The following is a 16775-nucleotide window of genomic DNA, read 5'->3' on the forward strand; positions in this document are numbered from 1 at the left end:
TGATTAATTTTAACAAGGATAAAAAATGACTATAGAACAACTTAAAAATCGTCAGGAGAAAATTCGTAATTTCTCTATTATTGCCCATATCGACCATGGGAAATCAACCCTGGCAGACCGCATTTTAGAAAAAACAGAAACGGTTTCTAGCAGAGAAATGCAAGCTCAGCTTTTGGACAGCATGGATTTAGAACGTGAGCGTGGTATCACTATTAAATTAAATGCGATTGAGCTTAATTATAAGGCTAAAAATGGTGAAACTTATATTTTTCACTTGATTGATACGCCGGGACATGTTGACTTTACTTATGAAGTGTCGCGTTCTTTGGCAGCCTGTGAAGGTGCCATTTTGGTGGTAGATGCTGCACAAGGTATTGAAGCGCAGACCCTAGCCAATGTTTATTTGGCTTTAGATAATGATCTGGAAATTTTACCTGTTATTAATAAAATTGACTTGCCAGCAGCTGATCCTGAACGTGTGCGCACTGAGATTGAAGATATCATTGGACTGGATGCTAGTGAAGCTGTTTTGGCTTCCGCCAAGGCAGGCATCGGGATCGAAGAGATTTTGGAGCAAATTGTGGAAAAAGTACCAGCTCCAAAAGGGGATGTTGAAGCCCCGCTCAAAGCTCTTATTTTTGATTCTGTCTATGATGCTTATCGCGGCGTTATTCTGCAAATTCGGGTCATGGATGGCATGGTCAAACCCGGAGATAAAATTGAACTCATGAGCAATGGCAAGACTTTTGAAGTGACAGAAGTAGGGATTTTTACTCCTAAGGCTGTTAATCGTGACTTTTTGGCAACGGGCGATGTAGGTTATTTAGCTGCTTCAATCAAGACAGTGGCAGATACTCGTGTTGGTGATACAGTGACTCTGGCGGACTGCCCTGCCGAAGCACCTTTGCATGGTTATAAGCAGTTGAATCCCATGGTTTTTGCGGGAATTTACCCTATTGATTCTAGCAAATATAATGATTTGCGTGAGGCCCTAGAGAAATTACAGCTTAATGATGCCAGTCTTCACTTTGAACCTGAAACTTCTCAAGCCCTTGGCTTTGGTTTTCGTTGTGGCTTCTTGGGTCTTTTGCATATGGATGTCATTCAAGAGCGATTGGAGCGTGAGTTTAACATTGATCTCATTATGACAGCGCCATCTGTAGTTTACCATGTTTATACCACAGATGGAGAGAGGTTTGAGGTTTCTAATCCATCTGAATTTCCTGATCCAGCTAAGGTTGATAGTATTGAGGAACCTTACGTTAAAGCCCAGATTATGGTGCCGCAAGAGTATGTGGGAGCTGTCATGGAATTATCACAACGTAAGCGCGGTGACTTTGTGACTATGGATTACATTGATAATAATCGAGTTAATGTTATTTACCAGCTCCCTTTGGCTGAAATTGTTTTTGATTTTTTTGATAAACTAAAATCCTCTACCCGTGGTTATGCTAGTTTTGATTATGATATTTCTGAATATCGTCAGTCTAAGCTAGTAAAAATGGATATTCTGCTCAATGGTGATAAAGTTGATGCGCTTAGCTTCATTGTCCATAAAGAGTTTGCCTATGAAAGAGGGAAATTAATTGTTGAAAAGTTGAAGAAGATTATTCCGCGGCAACAATTCGAAGTTCCCATTCAAGCAGCGATCGGCCAAAAAATTGTGGCGCGTTCCGATATTAAGGCTTTGCGGAAAAATGTTCTTGCTAAATGTTATGGCGGAGATGTTTCCAGAAAGCGTAAACTTTTGGAAAACAAAAGGCTGGTAAAAAGCGGATGAAATCAATTGGATCAGTTGAGGTCCCTCAGGAAGCCTTTCTCAGCGTTTTGTCCATGGATGATGACGATAAGAAAAATAGTTTTTAATAATGGCAGCAGGAGATTGCAATGGCAGCACTTAATAAAGAAATGGTTAATACTTTGCTTGGTCCGATTTATACTTGTCATAGAGAGGGTAACCCCTGTCTTGTCTTCTTAAGTGGTGCTGGTTTTTTCAGTACGGCTGACAATTTTGCTAATATTATTGACAAATTGCCTGATAACATTGGCATATTAACCATAGATGCCCCCAATAGTGGCTACAGTCCTGTTAGCAATCAAGCGAATGTTGGACTCAGAGATTGGGTCAATGCTATTTTAATGATTTTTGAACACTTTAAATTTCAATCGTATCTTTTATGTGTTCATAGCATTGGCGGTTTTACAGCTTTGCAAATAATGAATCAATCATCAAAGGCTTGTTTAGGCTTTATGGGAATGGAACCAACAACTGCTATGATTTATCGTGCGGGTTTTTCTTCGGATCTTTATCCTCAATTGGCCCTGCGGCGGCAAAATTAAAAACAGCAGCTGATAGACTTAACTACCTTAAAGCTCTCAGTCGTTCTCATTTTTCTTCTCAACAGTTTAAGCAGTTGTGGCGGGGCTATGAGTATTGTCAAAGACGATTAAATGATGTCCAGTCTTTGCCTGATTTTAAAATAAGGCTTGTTTTAGGAGAAGAGGATTTTAAAACTGTTATTTCTGAAAAAATTCCTTCTATTGTTTTTTCGGAGTCTTTTCGTGAGAAAGAATATTTAGAATCTGAATACCTAAATAAGCATACACAGACAAAACTTATTCTCTGTGGTCAACATCATTATTTGCACTGGTCAGAAACAAATTCCATTTTAGAAAAAATCAAACAACTGCTGTCAAATGATGAGAAGTTGTAAAAGATAGAAGAAGTAGAAGGCAGACAGCTGCTTTTTAATGTTAAGTTTCAAAAGATACTTGTTAAAAAAAAGGAGATTTCTATGTCTATTAGATTAGCACAAGTTACAGATATTCCTGTTCTGAAAGAGCTTTTAAATCAGATTTTTCAGGTTCATCAAACGGTTCGCCCAGATCTCTTTAAGAATACAGACAAGGGAAGTAAATATTCTGAAACAGAATTGAAGGAACTTTTACAAGATGAGTCAAAACCTATTTTTGTCTATACGGATGATAAAAATAGAGTCCTAGGGCATTTATTTTTGGTTATAAAGGAGACTGAGGAGTCTTCGGTATCAAAACCCTTGAAAACTCTTTTTATTGATGATTTATGTGTATCAAAAGAAGCCAGAGGACAAAAGATTGGTCAGGAGCTTTTTGAATTTGCCTTAAAGTATGCGAAAAAATTGGGCTGCTATGATCTTACTCTTAATGTCTGGAACGACAATAAAGGAGCCTTAGCTTTTTATGAACGTCAAGGATTAAAAGCCAGAGAAACGAAAATGGAGAAAATTCTTTAAAAAACCTTTAAAGCACTATTTTTTTCATGAAAAATTGTGTAAAATAAGAAGAGTAGAATAAGAAAATGGAGGGATTCTCATGCCAAGACGTCGTGCTAGCCGCAGAAAATCAAAAAAGAAGGCTGTTTTTAGTATTTTGTTAACGGGTATTACTCTTATTATTATTGGTTTAGCCGTTTATTTTATTTCAGCCTATTTTACAAATACAAAGAAAACAGCAAATAAAGAAAAGACACAGACACATATTGTTAATCCTAAAAAGGATCCAGAAGAAAAGAAGGAAGCAGATTCCGCTTCAAAAGCAACATCTAAGCTTGATTTGACAACTATTGCTACAGGAGATTACAGTTCAGCTGCAGGGACTTGGCAAAATGAACTGGGGGATCAGCTTAAGTTTAATGCAAGTGGTCTTGAAAGTGCCACTATCCAAAATGCAACAGATTTCACCATTTCATCTGGACAGGCAACAAATGATGGCCTGTATCAAGCAACTTTGACTTCAGCAGATAGTACAGTGGTTTATAATTTGCTCTTTGTTAAAGGCGGGACAGCAATACCTGAAAATTACTTTACGACAGGTTATAGTGATACCTCAGATACTTCTCGTGATCGTCTTTATATCAGCTCGCAAACGACTTTTGGCAGTGATGATTTCAGCAAGGGAGTTTTCTATAAATCTGAAAATTAAGCAATATAAAAAAGTGAGGAAATGTGAACTGCACCCCAAAAGTTAGACAGAAAAAATCTAACTTTTGGGGTCAGTACATGTAATCTCACTTTTTGTGTTTTTAGGTTTAATTGAAAAAATCAGGACATGTTCAAAGAGGAATTGTCAGTCAATTGCCTCTTTTGACCAATCATTTGCTTGATTCCCAATAGAATATAGCCAAAGAGTAAGTACAGTAGTGCAATAACTAAGGCATTGATTAACACTTGCTGTGCTCCGTATTTATTCATATTAATGAAAAAATATGGGAAAGGACTATCAGCAGTACCAGGGATTGGCCATTTTAAGAGAAGGCCATTGATAAGCGCAAAACCAAAGTAAAGTAAGGGAAGACAGGTCCAGATAATAGGGTCAAACCAATGATATATTTTACGACGATCACAAATCAAGGTGTCAAAAATAGTACTGAGGGGAACAATGTAATGGACAAGAAAATTGCGAATAGTATAGTAATCGTACGCTCTCACCTTGGGTGCTAATAAAAAATGATAAACCATAAAAGTAATCATAATTGTCATGGTTACACCACCCTTGAGACGTAAGAGTTTAGGATTAGAATTGATAGAACCTTGACGCTTTTCGTTAATGACAAGATAGGTCAGAAAACTAAAGACAATGACATTTGAAAGAGTTGTATAATAAAGGAGCATTCCCCAACCGGATTGTTTGATTTGAATGCTGACGCCGATAAGACCTAAAAGGGCAATCAGACTTCTGAAAGCTTGTGTTTTGGACATGATAAACCTTTCTAAGGAGTAAAACCTTTATTATCATACCATATTTTCATTGACCTGTAAGTAAAAACTTTGTAAAATGAAGACCTGAAAGCAATTGTAGAAATGAGGCGATATAACAGAATTTTCTAAAAAATTTAAAATAAGCAGATGGAACACAATGTGCATTTCATTCTCTTAAACTCCTAGAACCTGCTCACTAGTTACAATTAATATGAATGGGAACGTGTTTTTTTGAGATTTTCTTTTATTTTAAAATAACAGCGTTTGCATAAAAGTGATATAATAATGAAGAATGATACTTTATTTGGGAGGAATTAATATGGTTACACGCCAACATTTTTCAGAAGATTCAATGCGTAAAAACAATTCTTATTTTTCAGCATTAAAAGCTACTATTGAAACTGCTTTTTATGAAAATCATGTGGTGCCTTTGAAGGAGTTGGCAGAAGCTTATCGGTTAGCTGCAAAATCGCCTAACACCATTGTTTTAGATACACCCGTTGCTCATGCTGAGGATTTAGGTCTTCCGAAAGATGCAAAAATTTTATTGGAAAATTCAGGCGGAATTGTTGGACGTACTGCCAAGGCTCGTCGAATTTTTGGACAGGATAGTAAAGAAGACGCAAAAATTCTTCAAATTATTCGTGAAGCCATTTTTCAGGCTAGGCATCGTACTTTTTACCGCGCAGATGCAGTCGTAGGACTTGACGAAGCCTTTATGTTACGTGCTCATCTAATGGTACCACAAGATGATATTAATAATCTTTATTCTTGGCTTAATAATTTCCAAGTTCTTAATGATACTTATTGTGAGCGTTTAAAGAAATCAAAACGCTATGAAGAGACTGATATTTATATTTTTTCTGATCCAGAGTGGAGCCATCCTGATTATCCAGATGGTTTGGTTTATTTTGATACCAATCATAATTGTGCTGCTATTCTGGGACTCCATTATTTTGGAGAATTAAAAAAAGCAACCTTGACTTTGGCTTGGGGAACAGCTAATCGTAATAAATATGTTGCCTGTCATGGTGGTTTGAAAATTTTTGAAAAAGAAGGACAAAAACCTTATGTGGCCTCCTTTTTTGGCCTATCTGGTTCTGGCAAGTCAACTCTCACACATGCTAAACATAATGGGAAGTATCGGATAGATGTCTTGCATGATGACGCTTTTGTTATTTCTGAAGAGGACGGCTCAACAATTGCCCTTGAGCCTGCTTATTTTGATAAGACAAATGACTACCCAGCTGGTCATCGCGAACAGAAGTATTTTGTAGCGGTTCAAAATTGCGGTGCAGCTTTGGATAAGGAAGGGCATCTTCGCCTTGTTACTGAGGACATCAGAAATGGAAATGGCCGGACCATTAAGTCTCGCTTTTCAACACCTAACCGTGTAGATCGTATTAATCACCCTATTCAGTCCATTTTTTGGATAATGAAGGATGATTCTTTACCACCTCTTATTAGGGTTACCGATCCTATCATGGCTTCAACTATGGGGTGTACTTTGGTTACGACGCGCTCAACGGCTGAAAATACGACTGACAGTTTAGATACGTTAATTATTGAACCTTATGCTAATCCTTTCCGTGTCTATCCATTGGTGGAAGATTATATTAAGTTTCAACATTTATTTGAATCAGGAGTAAACTGTTATATTATCAATACAGGTTCTTATTTGGGACAAGATATTCCTAAAGAGACTACGTTAGATGTTATTGAACAAGTGGTTGATGGTACTGCAAAATTTGAGCCTTTTGGTTCCGTCAAAGGCTTTGAATACCTCTCTTCTTCTCACTATAAGATTCCTAATTTTGATAAGGCTTATGTCAAAATTATCCGCCAACGGATGAAAATCCGATTGCAATATTTGGAGGCTTTTAATCGAAAAAATCCTAAATCATCTCTGCCTGATGAAGCCATCTCGCATTTGAGGGAAGTTTTGGCCAATTTAGGTTAGCATTGCTATTAGGCTTACTTGTAAATCTATTTCTCATCTATTGATTGCTGTCTTTTTTGCCAGTCAGTCTTTGCCGAGTTGCTAACAGCAGCCCTGACCTTTACTACTTAAGAAAGGCGTTAAAAAGAATAGGCAATTTTTGAATAAGTCTATTAAGAAAATGAAAGCAGAGTCGGTGATTGCTCTGCTTTCATTTTTATGTAAAACCTGATTTTTAAGATAGATTTCTGAAACGTGTGCAAATTTTTTCAATTTTTTAAGTTCTTCAGGATGACTAATAAAGGTAATAACAATACCATTTTTTCCCATGCGTCCTGTTCGTCCCGCACGGTGACTGTAAGCATCCTTATCTCTTGGTAAATCAAAATTGATAACTGTTTCGAGAAGCTCAATATCAATGCCACGCGCTACTAAATCTGTTGCCAGCAGTAGAGAGATTTCATGATTTTTGAATTTTTCTAAAATGACTTTGCGGAATTTAATGTTAACATCACTGGCAAGTGAGACAGCAGTAGCACCGCCAAGTTGTAGACGCTCTTCATTAGCTCCTAAGTCAGACAGACTGTTAAAGAAAACAAGTCCCCTAAAGCTGGGAATGTTAGAAAATTTACGCAGCAATTCTCCGCGTTCACGCTTAGCAACAGTAATATAATAATGAGAAATGGTGTCTAGCGCTTGTTTTGATAAGTCAATATCAAGGGTATCATCAGCCAAAAATGATTTATCAATGCTATTTGTTGCACTCATATAAATCATCTGATGGTCACGAGGAACGCGTTTTACAATATTTTCAACAAAGTGAATTTGAGATTTACTTAGTAGTTCATCAAATTCATCTAGAACAATTGTATTAACGTTCATCATCTTAATCTTTTTGAGTTTCACAAGTTCAAAGACACGCCCAGGTGTGCCGATGATAATTTCTGGTCCTTTTTTTAAACGTTCAATTTGTCGTTTTTGACTGGAACCTGACAGAAAAAGCTGAGCTGTTAAATTAAGAGGATGAGCCCATTCCTTGGTAACTTCAAAAATCTGTCCAGCCAACTCGGTATTAGGAGCTAGAATGAGCAGTTGTTGAGCTTTTTTAGGTGTGAGAGTGAGTAAACTAGGCCAAAGATAGGCTAAAGTCTTACCACTACCAGTGGGGCTGATACCAAGAAGACTCTCACCATTTTTAATAGGGTCAAAAGCAGCTTCTTGAATGGCTGTAAATGTTGAAAAATGTTTTTGGCTGAGTTTATCTTGCCAAACGCTTGGAAATTGTGTTTTCATTTTTTGTCTGCCTCAAATACAATGCCAGCACTTTGGCGCATCTGATAGAGAATTTGACTAGCCGTTTTAGCATCCTCTAACCAAGTCTGGTAAATGATCTCATTTTTATTGTTCATCATTTCAGCAAAGTGCTTTGCTTCTTCCAACATGAGATGTTCAATGTCAGGGAGGGCTAATTTTTCGCGGCTGCTATCATGTTTTTGGAAAATAGCAGAGCTGATTCCTTGAATGTGGTTGAGCTGAAGGATTCCTTCTGTTGTGTAAATTTCAGCGTATTCTAAGGTATTGTAATTCTTTCCTGTTCGAATGGAGACATGGAAATTGGGATAAATCAGATTGCCATTGCCGTTCAAATCAATGGTGTTTTCTAATTGTGTCGCTGTGTAGTTGACACTTTTTGGCTTTCCAAAAAGCTTAATAGCAGCGTAAATAGGATAAATTCCCAAATCAACTAAAGCTCCTCCTGAAAATTTATCTGAAAAAACATTAGGCAATCTCCCTGCTAGTAAATCCTTCATTTTTGAAGAATACTTTGCATAGGAAAAGTCAGCCCCGATAACTGTTTTGTGGGATAGGAATTCCTTAATAAGAAGGAGAGATTCTTCATGATAATTACGAGCAGCTTCAAAAAAGAACAGTTGTTTTTCTTCTGCCAAGTGGATAATGCTGTTTAACTCCTCTGGAGTTGAGAAAGCCGGCTTTTCAACAATAATATGCTTTCCAGCTTCTAATGCTAATTTGGCGTGTTCAAAATGAAGGGCATTTGGACTGGCGATATAAAGAACATCAAAAGCATTGTTAAAAAAATCATCTAGCATATCATAACAGGCAATATTCTGATAACGTACAGAAAAAGCTTCTGCCGTTTCTAATTTTCGTGAATAAACTGTTGTTAATTGATAGTGCTGGCTGAGCTGAGCTGCTTCAATGAACTGATGCGAAATGGATCCTGTTCCAATAATACCAAGTTTGAACATAGGTCGCCTCCGAATCTTTAGATTTTTATTCCATTATATCATGATTTGGTGTAAAATAGATAGGAATACAGTTTTTAACAATAAGAAAGGAGATTTAAAGATAAAGAGCTTTAAAGTAAGTCAAGATGACTTAAAGTCTGTCAACTACCTAGACAATTAAGATTTCTGACAAGATCTATTTTGACTGTATCTTTATCCATATATCTTAATAATGCGAAAAAAACCGATTATCATTGGTGTAACAGGCGGTTCTGGTGGTGGAAAAACCAGTGTTTCACGGGCTATTTTAGCTAATTTTCCTAATGCTAAAATTGCTATGATTGAACACGATTCTTATTATAAGGATCAGAGTCATCTGACTTTTGAAGAGCGTGTGACGACTAATTATGATCACCCTTTGGCTTTTGAAACAGACTTACTGATTGATCATTTAAAAGAGTTAATTGCTGGCCGTCCGGTAGATATTCCCATTTATGATTACACACAGCATACACGCAGTGAAAAGAGTTATCGTCAAGAGCCTCAAGATGTTTTTATCGTTGAGGGCATTCTTGTCTTAGAAGACCAGCGTTTGCGTGACCTGATGGATATTAAATTATTTGTTGATACCGATGATGACATTCGTATTATTCGCCGGATTAAACGTGATATGCAAGAGCGCGGTCGTAGTTTAGATAGCATTATCGAGCAATATACAAGAGTTGTTAAACCTATGTACCATCAATTTATTGAACCAACCAAGCGCTATGCTGATATTGTTATTCCAGAAGGTGTCAGCAATCTCGTTGCCATTGATTTGATCAATACCAAAGTGGCCAGTATTTTAAACAAAACACATTAATACAGCTTAGACTGTGTTTTTTCATATCTTCAAGTGGCTAACTTCATTTTAGAACTTTCAATTGAAAAATCATTGTTTGATTTTTCAGAAAATTTCCTGATTTCTATTGACAATCATTCTAAAAAAAGGTATGATGTTAACAACATACATCGAAAGGAAAAAGTCAAATGTTTACACGAAATGACGCTTTGTTGTTGAGGTGTGAGGGCTAGTGCAAGAGCATTAGTCCTGTTTGGCTTACCAAGCGGGAAGAAAAGCATCTCGCTTGGGTTTCTGAGTGAGATGTTTTTTTACTTTATTTTTTTCAATTAGAAGGTGGTAATCTTATGCGTAAGGTTGAATTTCTTGACACAACGCTCCGTGATGGCGAACAAACACCGGGGGTCAATTTTTCGATTAAAGAAAAAGTGGCTATTGCCAAGCAATTGGAGAAATGGGGGATTGCTGATATTGAAGCAGGTTTTCCAGCTGCCAGTCCTGACTCTTTTGAAGCTGTGAAGCAAATTGCAGCAGCGGTGAGAACGACTGCTGTATCGGGTTTGGCTCGTTCAGTTAAATCAGATATTGATGCCTGTTATGAAGCACTTAAGGAAGCTAAATTTCCACAATGTCATGTCTTTATTGCAACCAGTCCTATTCATCGTGAATTTAAGCTCAAAAAATCTAAAGAAGAAATTCTTGAAGCAATTAAGGAACATGTGACTTATGCACGATCAAAATTTGATGTGGTTGAATTTTCACCAGAGGATGCCACACGCACAGAACTTGATTTCTTATTGCAGGTAGTACAAACTGCTGTAGATGCTGGTGCGACTTATATTAATATCCCTGACACAGTTGGTTTTACTACGCCAGTAGAATTTGGTCATATTTTCAAATATCTCATTGAAAATGTCAAATCTGACCGTGACATTATTTTCAGCCCTCATTGTCATGATGATTTAGGAATGGCAACCGCTAATACCCTTGCTGCCATTAAAAATGGTGCTGGCCGTATTGAAGGAACGGTTAATGGTATCGGAGAACGTGCTGGTAACGTGGCTCTTGAAGAAGTGGCAGTAGCTCTTAATATTCGTGAAGATTATTATGATGCGACCAGCGCTATCGTTCTTGATGAGACAGTGGCTACTTCAGAAATGGTATCACGTTTCTCGGGTATTCCTGTTCCTAAAAATAAAGCTGTTGTTGGTGGCAATGCTTTTTCACATGAGTCTGGTATTCATCAAGATGGTTTCCTTAAGAATCCTCTCACTTATGAAATCATCACGCCTGAATTGGTTGGTGTTAAGAAGAGTTCCCTGCCGCTTGGAAAATTATCTGGTCGCCATGCCTTTGTTGAAAAATTAAAAGAATTGGCTCTTGACTTTGAAGATTCTGAAATTAAAGCTCTTTTTGCTCAATTTAAAGCTTTAGCTGATAAGATACATGATATCACAGATGCCGATATTAGAGCCTTAGTAGCAGGTACCAGTGTTGAAAATCCTGAAGGTTTCCGCTTTAAAGATTTGAGACTGACTTCAAATGAAGATGATACGATTACGGCGCAAGTTGTCATGATTAATGGAGACGATGAAGAAGTTGACATTATTGCTAATGGTAAAGGTTCTGTTGAAGCTATTTTCAATGCTGTTGATAAATTCTTCAATCAAACGGTTAAACTGGACAGTTATAACATTGAGGCAGTTACTGATGGTATTGATGCTCAGGCACGTGTGCTCGTTTCTGTGGAAAATGTTGATACGGACACCATTTTCAATGCTTCTGGCCTTGACTTTGATGTTTTAAAAGCCAGTGCTATTGCTTATATCAATGCCAATACCTTTGTTCAAAAGGAAAATGCTGGTGAAATTGGTCATAAGGTTTCAGAACGTGATTATCCAAGTAATGACTAGGAGAGGAAAATGAAAAAAATCGTAACGCTGGCAGGAGATGGTATTGGGCCAGAAATTATGGCAGCAGGTTTAGAGGTTCTTGATGCTGTCGCTCAAAAGATTAGCTTTGATTATGAAATTGAAGCAAAAGCTTTTGGGGGTGCAGGAATTGACGCCAGTGGGCATCCGCTTCCTGACGATACCTTAGCAGCAGCAAAAACTGCCGATGCGGTTCTATTGGCGGCCATTGGCAGTCCGCAATACGACAAGGCGCCTGTTCGTCCGGAACAAGGTCTGTTAGCTATACGTAAAGAGCTTAATCTTTTTGCTAATATTCGTCCAGTGCGTATCTTTGATGCTCTCAGGCACTTATCACCTTTAAAAGCAGAACGTATTGCTGGTGTTGATTTTGTGGTTGTCCGTGAATTGACTGGTGGTATCTACTTTGGCCAACATACTTTAACTGAAAATTCGGCACGTGATATTAATGAGTACTCAGCTAGTGAAATTCGTCGAATTATGCGTAAGGCTTTTGCCATTGCACGTGATCGCAATAAAAAAGTAACCAGTATTGATAAGCAAAACGTTTTGGCGACTTCAAAGCTTTGGAGACAGATAGCAGAAGAAGTAGCAAAAGAATATTCAGATGTCACTTTGGAGCATCAATTGGTGGACAGTGCAGCCATGGTTATGATTACTAATCCAGCTCGTTTTGATGTTGTAGTGACTGAAAATCTTTTTGGGGATATTCTGTCCGATGAGTCCAGTGTACTGCCTGGCACCTTAGGGGTCATGCCATCTGCCAGTCATTCAGAAAGCGGTCCTAGCCTTTATGAACCCATTCACGGTTCAGCACCTGATATTGCTGGAAAGGGTATTGCTAACCCAATTTCTATGATTTTATCAGTTGCTATGATGCTGCGTGACAGTTTCGGAGAAACTGCTGGTGCTGAAATGATTGAACATGCTGTTGATAAAACCTTGACACAAGGGATTCTAACGCGTGATTTAGGCGGTTTGGCTAATACAAAACAGATGACAGCCGCTATTATTGCTAATCTCTAAATGACAGCATCTTTTTGAAATTTGTTAACTATCTGGAATAGAATAGTCTTCAGTTTTTTATAGTTCTGATAAAGGCAGAGTTAAAGAGAGAGCGGCATTTCTTAGAGGTGAGAGCCTTATTTAGAGAATAATTGTTCATCATCAGATAAAAACAGATTTTTGATTAAGCTATTGGTAATAGAATAGATATGATTGTAATGACAATTTTGGAGAGTCTAGTATGAGTGGAAAATCAATTTTTGATAAATTATGGGATCGTCATGTGATTACCGGTAAGGAAGGAGATCCCCAACTCATGTATGTGGATCAGCACTATATTCATGAGGTGACTAGTCCACAAGCCTTTCAGGGCTTGCGAGATGCTGGCCGAAAAGTGCGCCGTCCTGAATTGACTTTTGGAACATTTGATCACAATGTACCGACCGTTAATATTTATGATATTCGCGATGTTATTTCTAAGGCACAGATGGATGCTCTTGCTAGAAATGTTATCGAATTTAATATTCCTCATGCAGACCATGGTTCTGAAAATCAGGGAATTGTCCATATGGTTGGTCCTGAGACTGGTCGTACGCAGCCGGGTAAATTTATCGTTTGTGGAGATAGCCATACGGCAACACATGGTGCTTTTGGTGCTATTGGTTTTGGAATTGGGACTACTGAAGTTGAGCATGTTTTTGCCACTCAGACGATCTGGCAGGTAAAGCCTAAAAAACTCTTGGTAAAATTTACAGGAAAACCACAAAAAGGAGTTTATTCCAAGGATTACATTTTAGCCTTAATTGCTAAATATGGTGTGGCTTTAGGTGTTGGTCATGTTGTTGAGTATATTGGTGATGCTGTTGATGCCCTAAGCATGGAAGAACGAATGACTATATGTAATATGTCTATAGAATTTGGTTCCAAAATGGGAATTATGAACCCTGATCAAAAGACCTTTGATTACCTTGAGAACAAAGCGTGTGTCCCTGAAGATTTTGAAACAGCAGTGGCTGATTGGAAGACCTTGGTTTCTGATGAAGATGCTCATTACGACAAGGTGATTGAATTAGATGTTTCCCAATTGGCTCCCATGGTGACTTGGGGGACTAATCCTTCAATGGGAGTGGCTTTTGGTCAAGCTTTTCCTGATATTAGAGATATGAATGATAAGCGGGCTTATGATTATATGGCTATGAAGCCGGGCCAAACAGCAGAGGATATTGAACTTGGTTATGTTTTAGGTTCTTGTACCAATGCGCGATTAAGTGATTTGAAAGTGGCAGCTAAGTACGTTGCTGGTAAACATATTGCTCCTAATTTGACCGCCATTGTTGTTCCGGGCAGCCGTCCTGTCAAGCAGGCTGCTGAAAAAATTGGTCTGGATAAAATTTTCTTAGATGCTGGCTTTGAATGGCGCGATCCGGGCTGTTCCATGTGTCTTGGCATGAACCCTGATAAGGTACCCGAAGGCATACACTGTGCTTCAACTAGCAATCGTAATTTTGAAGATAGACAGGGGGTTGGAGCAAAAACACACCTTTGCAGCCCTGCTATGGCAGCAGCAGCGGCTATTGCTGGCCGCTTTGTAGATGTTCGCCAATTACCGGAGGCACAAATTTAATATGGAAAAATTTACAATTTATACAGGGACAACAGTTCCTTTAATGAATGATAATATTGATACCGATCAAATTTTGCCTAAGCAATTTCTGAAACTCATTGATAAAAAAGGTTTTGGAAAATATCTGATGTATGAGTGGCGGTATTTGGATAATAATTATACAGAAAATCCAGATTTTATTTTTAATCGACCAGAATACCGCGGGGCGAGTATTTTAATTACAGGTGATAACTTTGGAGCAGGTTCTTCAAGGGAACATGCAGCTTGGGCTTTGGCTGATTATGGGTTTAAAGTTATTGTAGCTGGCTCTTTTGGAGATATTCACTATAATAATGATTTGAATAATGGTATTTTGCCCATTGTCCAGCCTAAGGAAGTTCGAGATAAACTGGCTAAATTAAAACCGACAGATGAAGTAACCGTTGATCTTTTTGAACAAAAAATCCACTCTCCCGTAGGAGATTTTTCCTTTGATATTGATGGGGAATGGAAACATAAATTATTAAATGGACTTGATGATATTGGAATCACTCTTCAGTATGAAGACCTGATTGCACAGTATGAGCAAAACCGTCCAAGCTATTGGCAATAAAAAAGCAAATAAAACCAGTCATTGAATGATGAGATATACTATCTAGAAAAAACAAGAGAGGCCTTTATGATGCTTTAGCAATCAGAAAAAGACTCTCTTTGTTTTCTTTAGAGTAGATTAAAAATGTCTTGAATGTGGCGCAGGAGTATGCTGGAATAGTTTTTGTCAGACTGGCTATCATTGATTTCTTCCTTGAGAAGTGGTTAGATTATCTGTAATGATACCGTTGACACCCATCAAAATCATACCTGTCATTACTGACTCATCGTTGACTGTCCAAGCGTAAATCTTTTTATGATTGGTCAACAGTTTGATCATGAAATTTTGGTCTAAGGAAGAGTATTCCATCGTATAACCGTTGGCTTTGGTTCTGGGAAAGATAGTATTGTAAGGAAGGATGAAGTAAGCGACAAGAGATTTGTCATATTTTTTAACCTTATCAATGACACGGTAATCAAGTGAGTGAATCTGATGTTTATAATGTTTGATTTGTTTAGCGTATTTGTTGAGAAAATGTGCTATCATTCCCTTTGAATCTTGAGAAGATGTTTTGATTTCAATGAGTAATTTTTGCCCTAACTGATTCGCTCTAGTGAGATAGTCATCAAAGCTCGTCATTTTTGTGCTATAACCATTTTCCGAGACAGTCATTTGCGTGAGCTGTTTAAGTGTAAAATGATGAGTTGTTCCATTAGTACCGGTCAAGTCAGAAATATTTGAGTCATGCATCATAACAAATTGCTTGTCTGCTGTTTCTTGAATATCAATCTCAACAAAATCGGGTTTTAACTGGGCAGTTTTTCTAAAGACTGTAATGTGTTTTGAACACCATTTTCATTACTAACACCTCTATGTGAAATGCTGAGCGGAACATTTTGAAAAGGAGAGCTTAAATAAGCAAAGCCATTAATAGAAAAAATTAAGTAAGAAATAAGCAAAATACCCACTTGAAAGCGCCGACGCAGCCTTTTGTTATAGTTGGGCAAATGCTTACCTGTCAGTAAGGTAATGAATTTAACCAAAAAGAATGCGATACTGATATAATAGGCAAATGAAATCCATACAAAATTTAAAATGGCAAAGATGAAAGAAAAACTATCCGGTAATGTATCTGCCAGAATTTGAATAAAATAGGCAAAAAAAGCTAATACAAGAAAAACAAGATTGGCTTGAACAATCAGAAAAAACAAACGAAAAAGAGAAATTAAGGTCTTCTTTTTCGTTTGCTGCCAGCTAAATGTGACAGCCTGCCTGACAGAAGAATGGTCAAAATAAATTTTAGGTAAGGCATACATCAAGCGACTAGCCAAGAGAAAAAAGAGAGTGGTCAGCGCTAAAATAAAACCGCCGAGTAGGTATTTGTTACTGAGATAATCTAAAATAAACTGAGGAATTAAGATTTTGTTGAGGTAGTAAACATTGAGAATACGTTTAAGAAAGGGAAGAAAGACAGAAGCATAAAGAAGCATAAAAAACGCTTTGCCGACACTGATATGCCTAACAATAGCAAAAAACATCTGACAACTTGCTCTGATAAACTGTCTCAATGTTTTGGGGTGTTGAACCAAAAGTTGATGAACACCGGAAAAAGAAAACCAATTTGTAAGTAGGAAATCATAATGTTGACAATAAAAAGTAAGATAAAGGCAGCTGTTACCCACCAATGGCGTGTGAAAACTGATAGGATATTATTAGGTGAGATATAAAGGTAACCTGTCAAAGAAAGCAGTTTTTCAGAAATCCAAGAATTAAGAGGAATCCAAATGAATTCTATAATAACAAAAAGGCTGAAAAATAAAAATAATAGTTTATCCAAATTGTAGTAGAGTTTTTGACATTCTAATTTTAAATGGGCCAC

At 37.5% G+C, this 16775-nt stretch carries 13 protein-coding genes and 3 pseudogenes; 10 read left to right on the forward strand and 6 right to left on the reverse strand.

From position 1 onward, the window contains the following. The first annotated feature begins 25 nt into the window (after window positions 1-25). From lepA to SRT_RS03690, 4 genes and pseudogenes are all read left to right on the forward strand, one after another. Window positions 26-1866, forward strand: a pseudogene (gene lepA, locus SRT_RS03675) (translation elongation factor 4). Between the two features lie 21 nt (window positions 1867-1887). Continuing rightward, window positions 1888-2714 (forward strand): annotated as a pseudogene (locus SRT_RS03680) (alpha/beta fold hydrolase). A gap of 81 nt (window positions 2715-2795) precedes the next feature. Further along, the gene (locus SRT_RS03685) at window positions 2796-3272 is read left to right on the forward strand and encodes a GNAT family N-acetyltransferase (RefSeq protein WP_128833078.1); all 477 of its coding nucleotides are present in this window, start codon (window positions 2796-2798) and stop codon (window positions 3270-3272) included. 79 nt (window positions 3273-3351) lie between these two features. Beyond that, complete coding sequence (locus SRT_RS03690; protein WP_128833079.1) at window positions 3352-3960, forward strand: DUF6287 domain-containing protein; 609 nt, start codon at window positions 3352-3354, stop codon at window positions 3958-3960. Window positions 3961-4079: 119 nt separating this feature from the next. On the opposite strand, the gene SRT_RS03695 is transcribed toward SRT_RS03690, so the two are convergent. Further along, window positions 4080-4736, reverse strand: a complete 657-nt coding sequence (locus SRT_RS03695; RefSeq protein ID WP_128833080.1) for a Pr6Pr family membrane protein — start codon at window positions 4734-4736, stop codon at window positions 4080-4082. A gap of 319 nt (window positions 4737-5055) precedes the next feature. On the opposite strand from SRT_RS03695, the gene SRT_RS03700 reads away from it, so the two are divergent. Beyond that, complete coding sequence (locus SRT_RS03700; protein ID WP_128833081.1) at window positions 5056-6696, forward strand: phosphoenolpyruvate carboxykinase (ATP); 1641 nt, start codon at window positions 5056-5058, stop codon at window positions 6694-6696. A 195-nt stretch (window positions 6697-6891) separates the two neighbouring features. Here SRT_RS03700 and SRT_RS03705 read toward each other — a convergent pair. Together SRT_RS03705 and SRT_RS03710 are read right to left on the reverse strand one after the other, a co-directional pair. After that, window positions 6892-7968 (reverse strand): annotated as a pseudogene (locus SRT_RS03705) (DEAD/DEAH box helicase); the annotation flags it as partial. Continuing rightward, complete coding sequence (locus tag SRT_RS03710) at window positions 7965-8945, reverse strand: Gfo/Idh/MocA family protein (protein WP_128833082.1); 981 nt, start codon at window positions 8943-8945, stop codon at window positions 7965-7967. The gene SRT_RS03710 and the pseudogene SRT_RS03705, both read right to left, overlap by 4 nt. 211 nt (window positions 8946-9156) lie before the next feature. On the opposite strand from SRT_RS03710, the gene udk reads away from it, so the two are divergent. The 5 genes from udk (at window position 9157) to leuD (ending at window position 14917) form a co-directional block, all read left to right on the forward strand. Further along, the gene (gene udk, locus SRT_RS03720; protein WP_128833084.1) at window positions 9157-9786 is read left to right on the forward strand and encodes a uridine kinase; all 630 of its coding nucleotides are present in this window, start codon (window positions 9157-9159) and stop codon (window positions 9784-9786) included. Window positions 9787-10112: 326 nt separating this feature from the next. Beyond that, window positions 10113-11678, forward strand: a complete 1566-nt coding sequence (locus tag SRT_RS03725; RefSeq protein ID WP_128833085.1) for a 2-isopropylmalate synthase — start codon at window positions 10113-10115, stop codon at window positions 11676-11678. Between the two features lie 9 nt (window positions 11679-11687). Next, window positions 11688-12722, forward strand: coding sequence for a 3-isopropylmalate dehydrogenase (gene leuB, locus SRT_RS03730; RefSeq protein WP_128833086.1), 1035 nt, complete (start codon window positions 11688-11690; stop codon window positions 12720-12722). A 220-nt stretch (window positions 12723-12942) separates the two neighbouring features. Further along, a complete protein-coding gene (leuC, locus tag SRT_RS03735; protein ID WP_128833087.1) occupies window positions 12943-14325 on the forward strand; it encodes a 3-isopropylmalate dehydratase large subunit in 1383 nt (460 codons plus the stop codon). A gap of 1 nt (window position 14326) precedes the next feature. Beyond that, window positions 14327-14917: a 3-isopropylmalate dehydratase small subunit gene (gene leuD / locus SRT_RS03740; RefSeq protein ID WP_128833088.1), complete on the forward strand. Its 591-nt coding sequence runs from the start codon at window positions 14327-14329 to the stop codon at window positions 14915-14917. Between the two features lie 177 nt (window positions 14918-15094). On the opposite strand, the gene SRT_RS10460 is transcribed toward leuD, so the two are convergent. From SRT_RS10460 to SRT_RS11080, 3 genes are read right to left on the reverse strand one after another with little or no spacing between them, the layout of a single operon-like run. Next, window positions 15095-15733, reverse strand: a complete 639-nt coding sequence (locus SRT_RS10460) for a glycerophosphodiester phosphodiesterase (RefSeq protein ID WP_223213990.1) — start codon at window positions 15731-15733, stop codon at window positions 15095-15097. Beyond that, window positions 15703-16434 (reverse strand): glycerophosphoryl diester phosphodiesterase membrane domain-containing protein, encoded by a 732-nt coding sequence (locus SRT_RS10465; RefSeq protein WP_193432422.1) that lies wholly within the window; start codon window positions 16432-16434, stop codon window positions 15703-15705. The genes SRT_RS10460 and SRT_RS10465 overlap by 31 nt, the downstream gene beginning before the upstream one ends. A gap of 26 nt (window positions 16435-16460) precedes the next feature. Then, on the reverse strand, window positions 16461-16775 hold the full coding sequence (locus SRT_RS11080) for a glycerophosphoryl diester phosphodiesterase membrane domain-containing protein (protein ID WP_193432423.1): 315 nt from the start codon (window positions 16773-16775) through the stop codon (window positions 16461-16463).

Source organism: Streptococcus troglodytae (assembly GCF_002355215.1).
Taxonomy (GTDB): domain Bacteria; phylum Bacillota; class Bacilli; order Lactobacillales; family Streptococcaceae; genus Streptococcus; species Streptococcus troglodytae.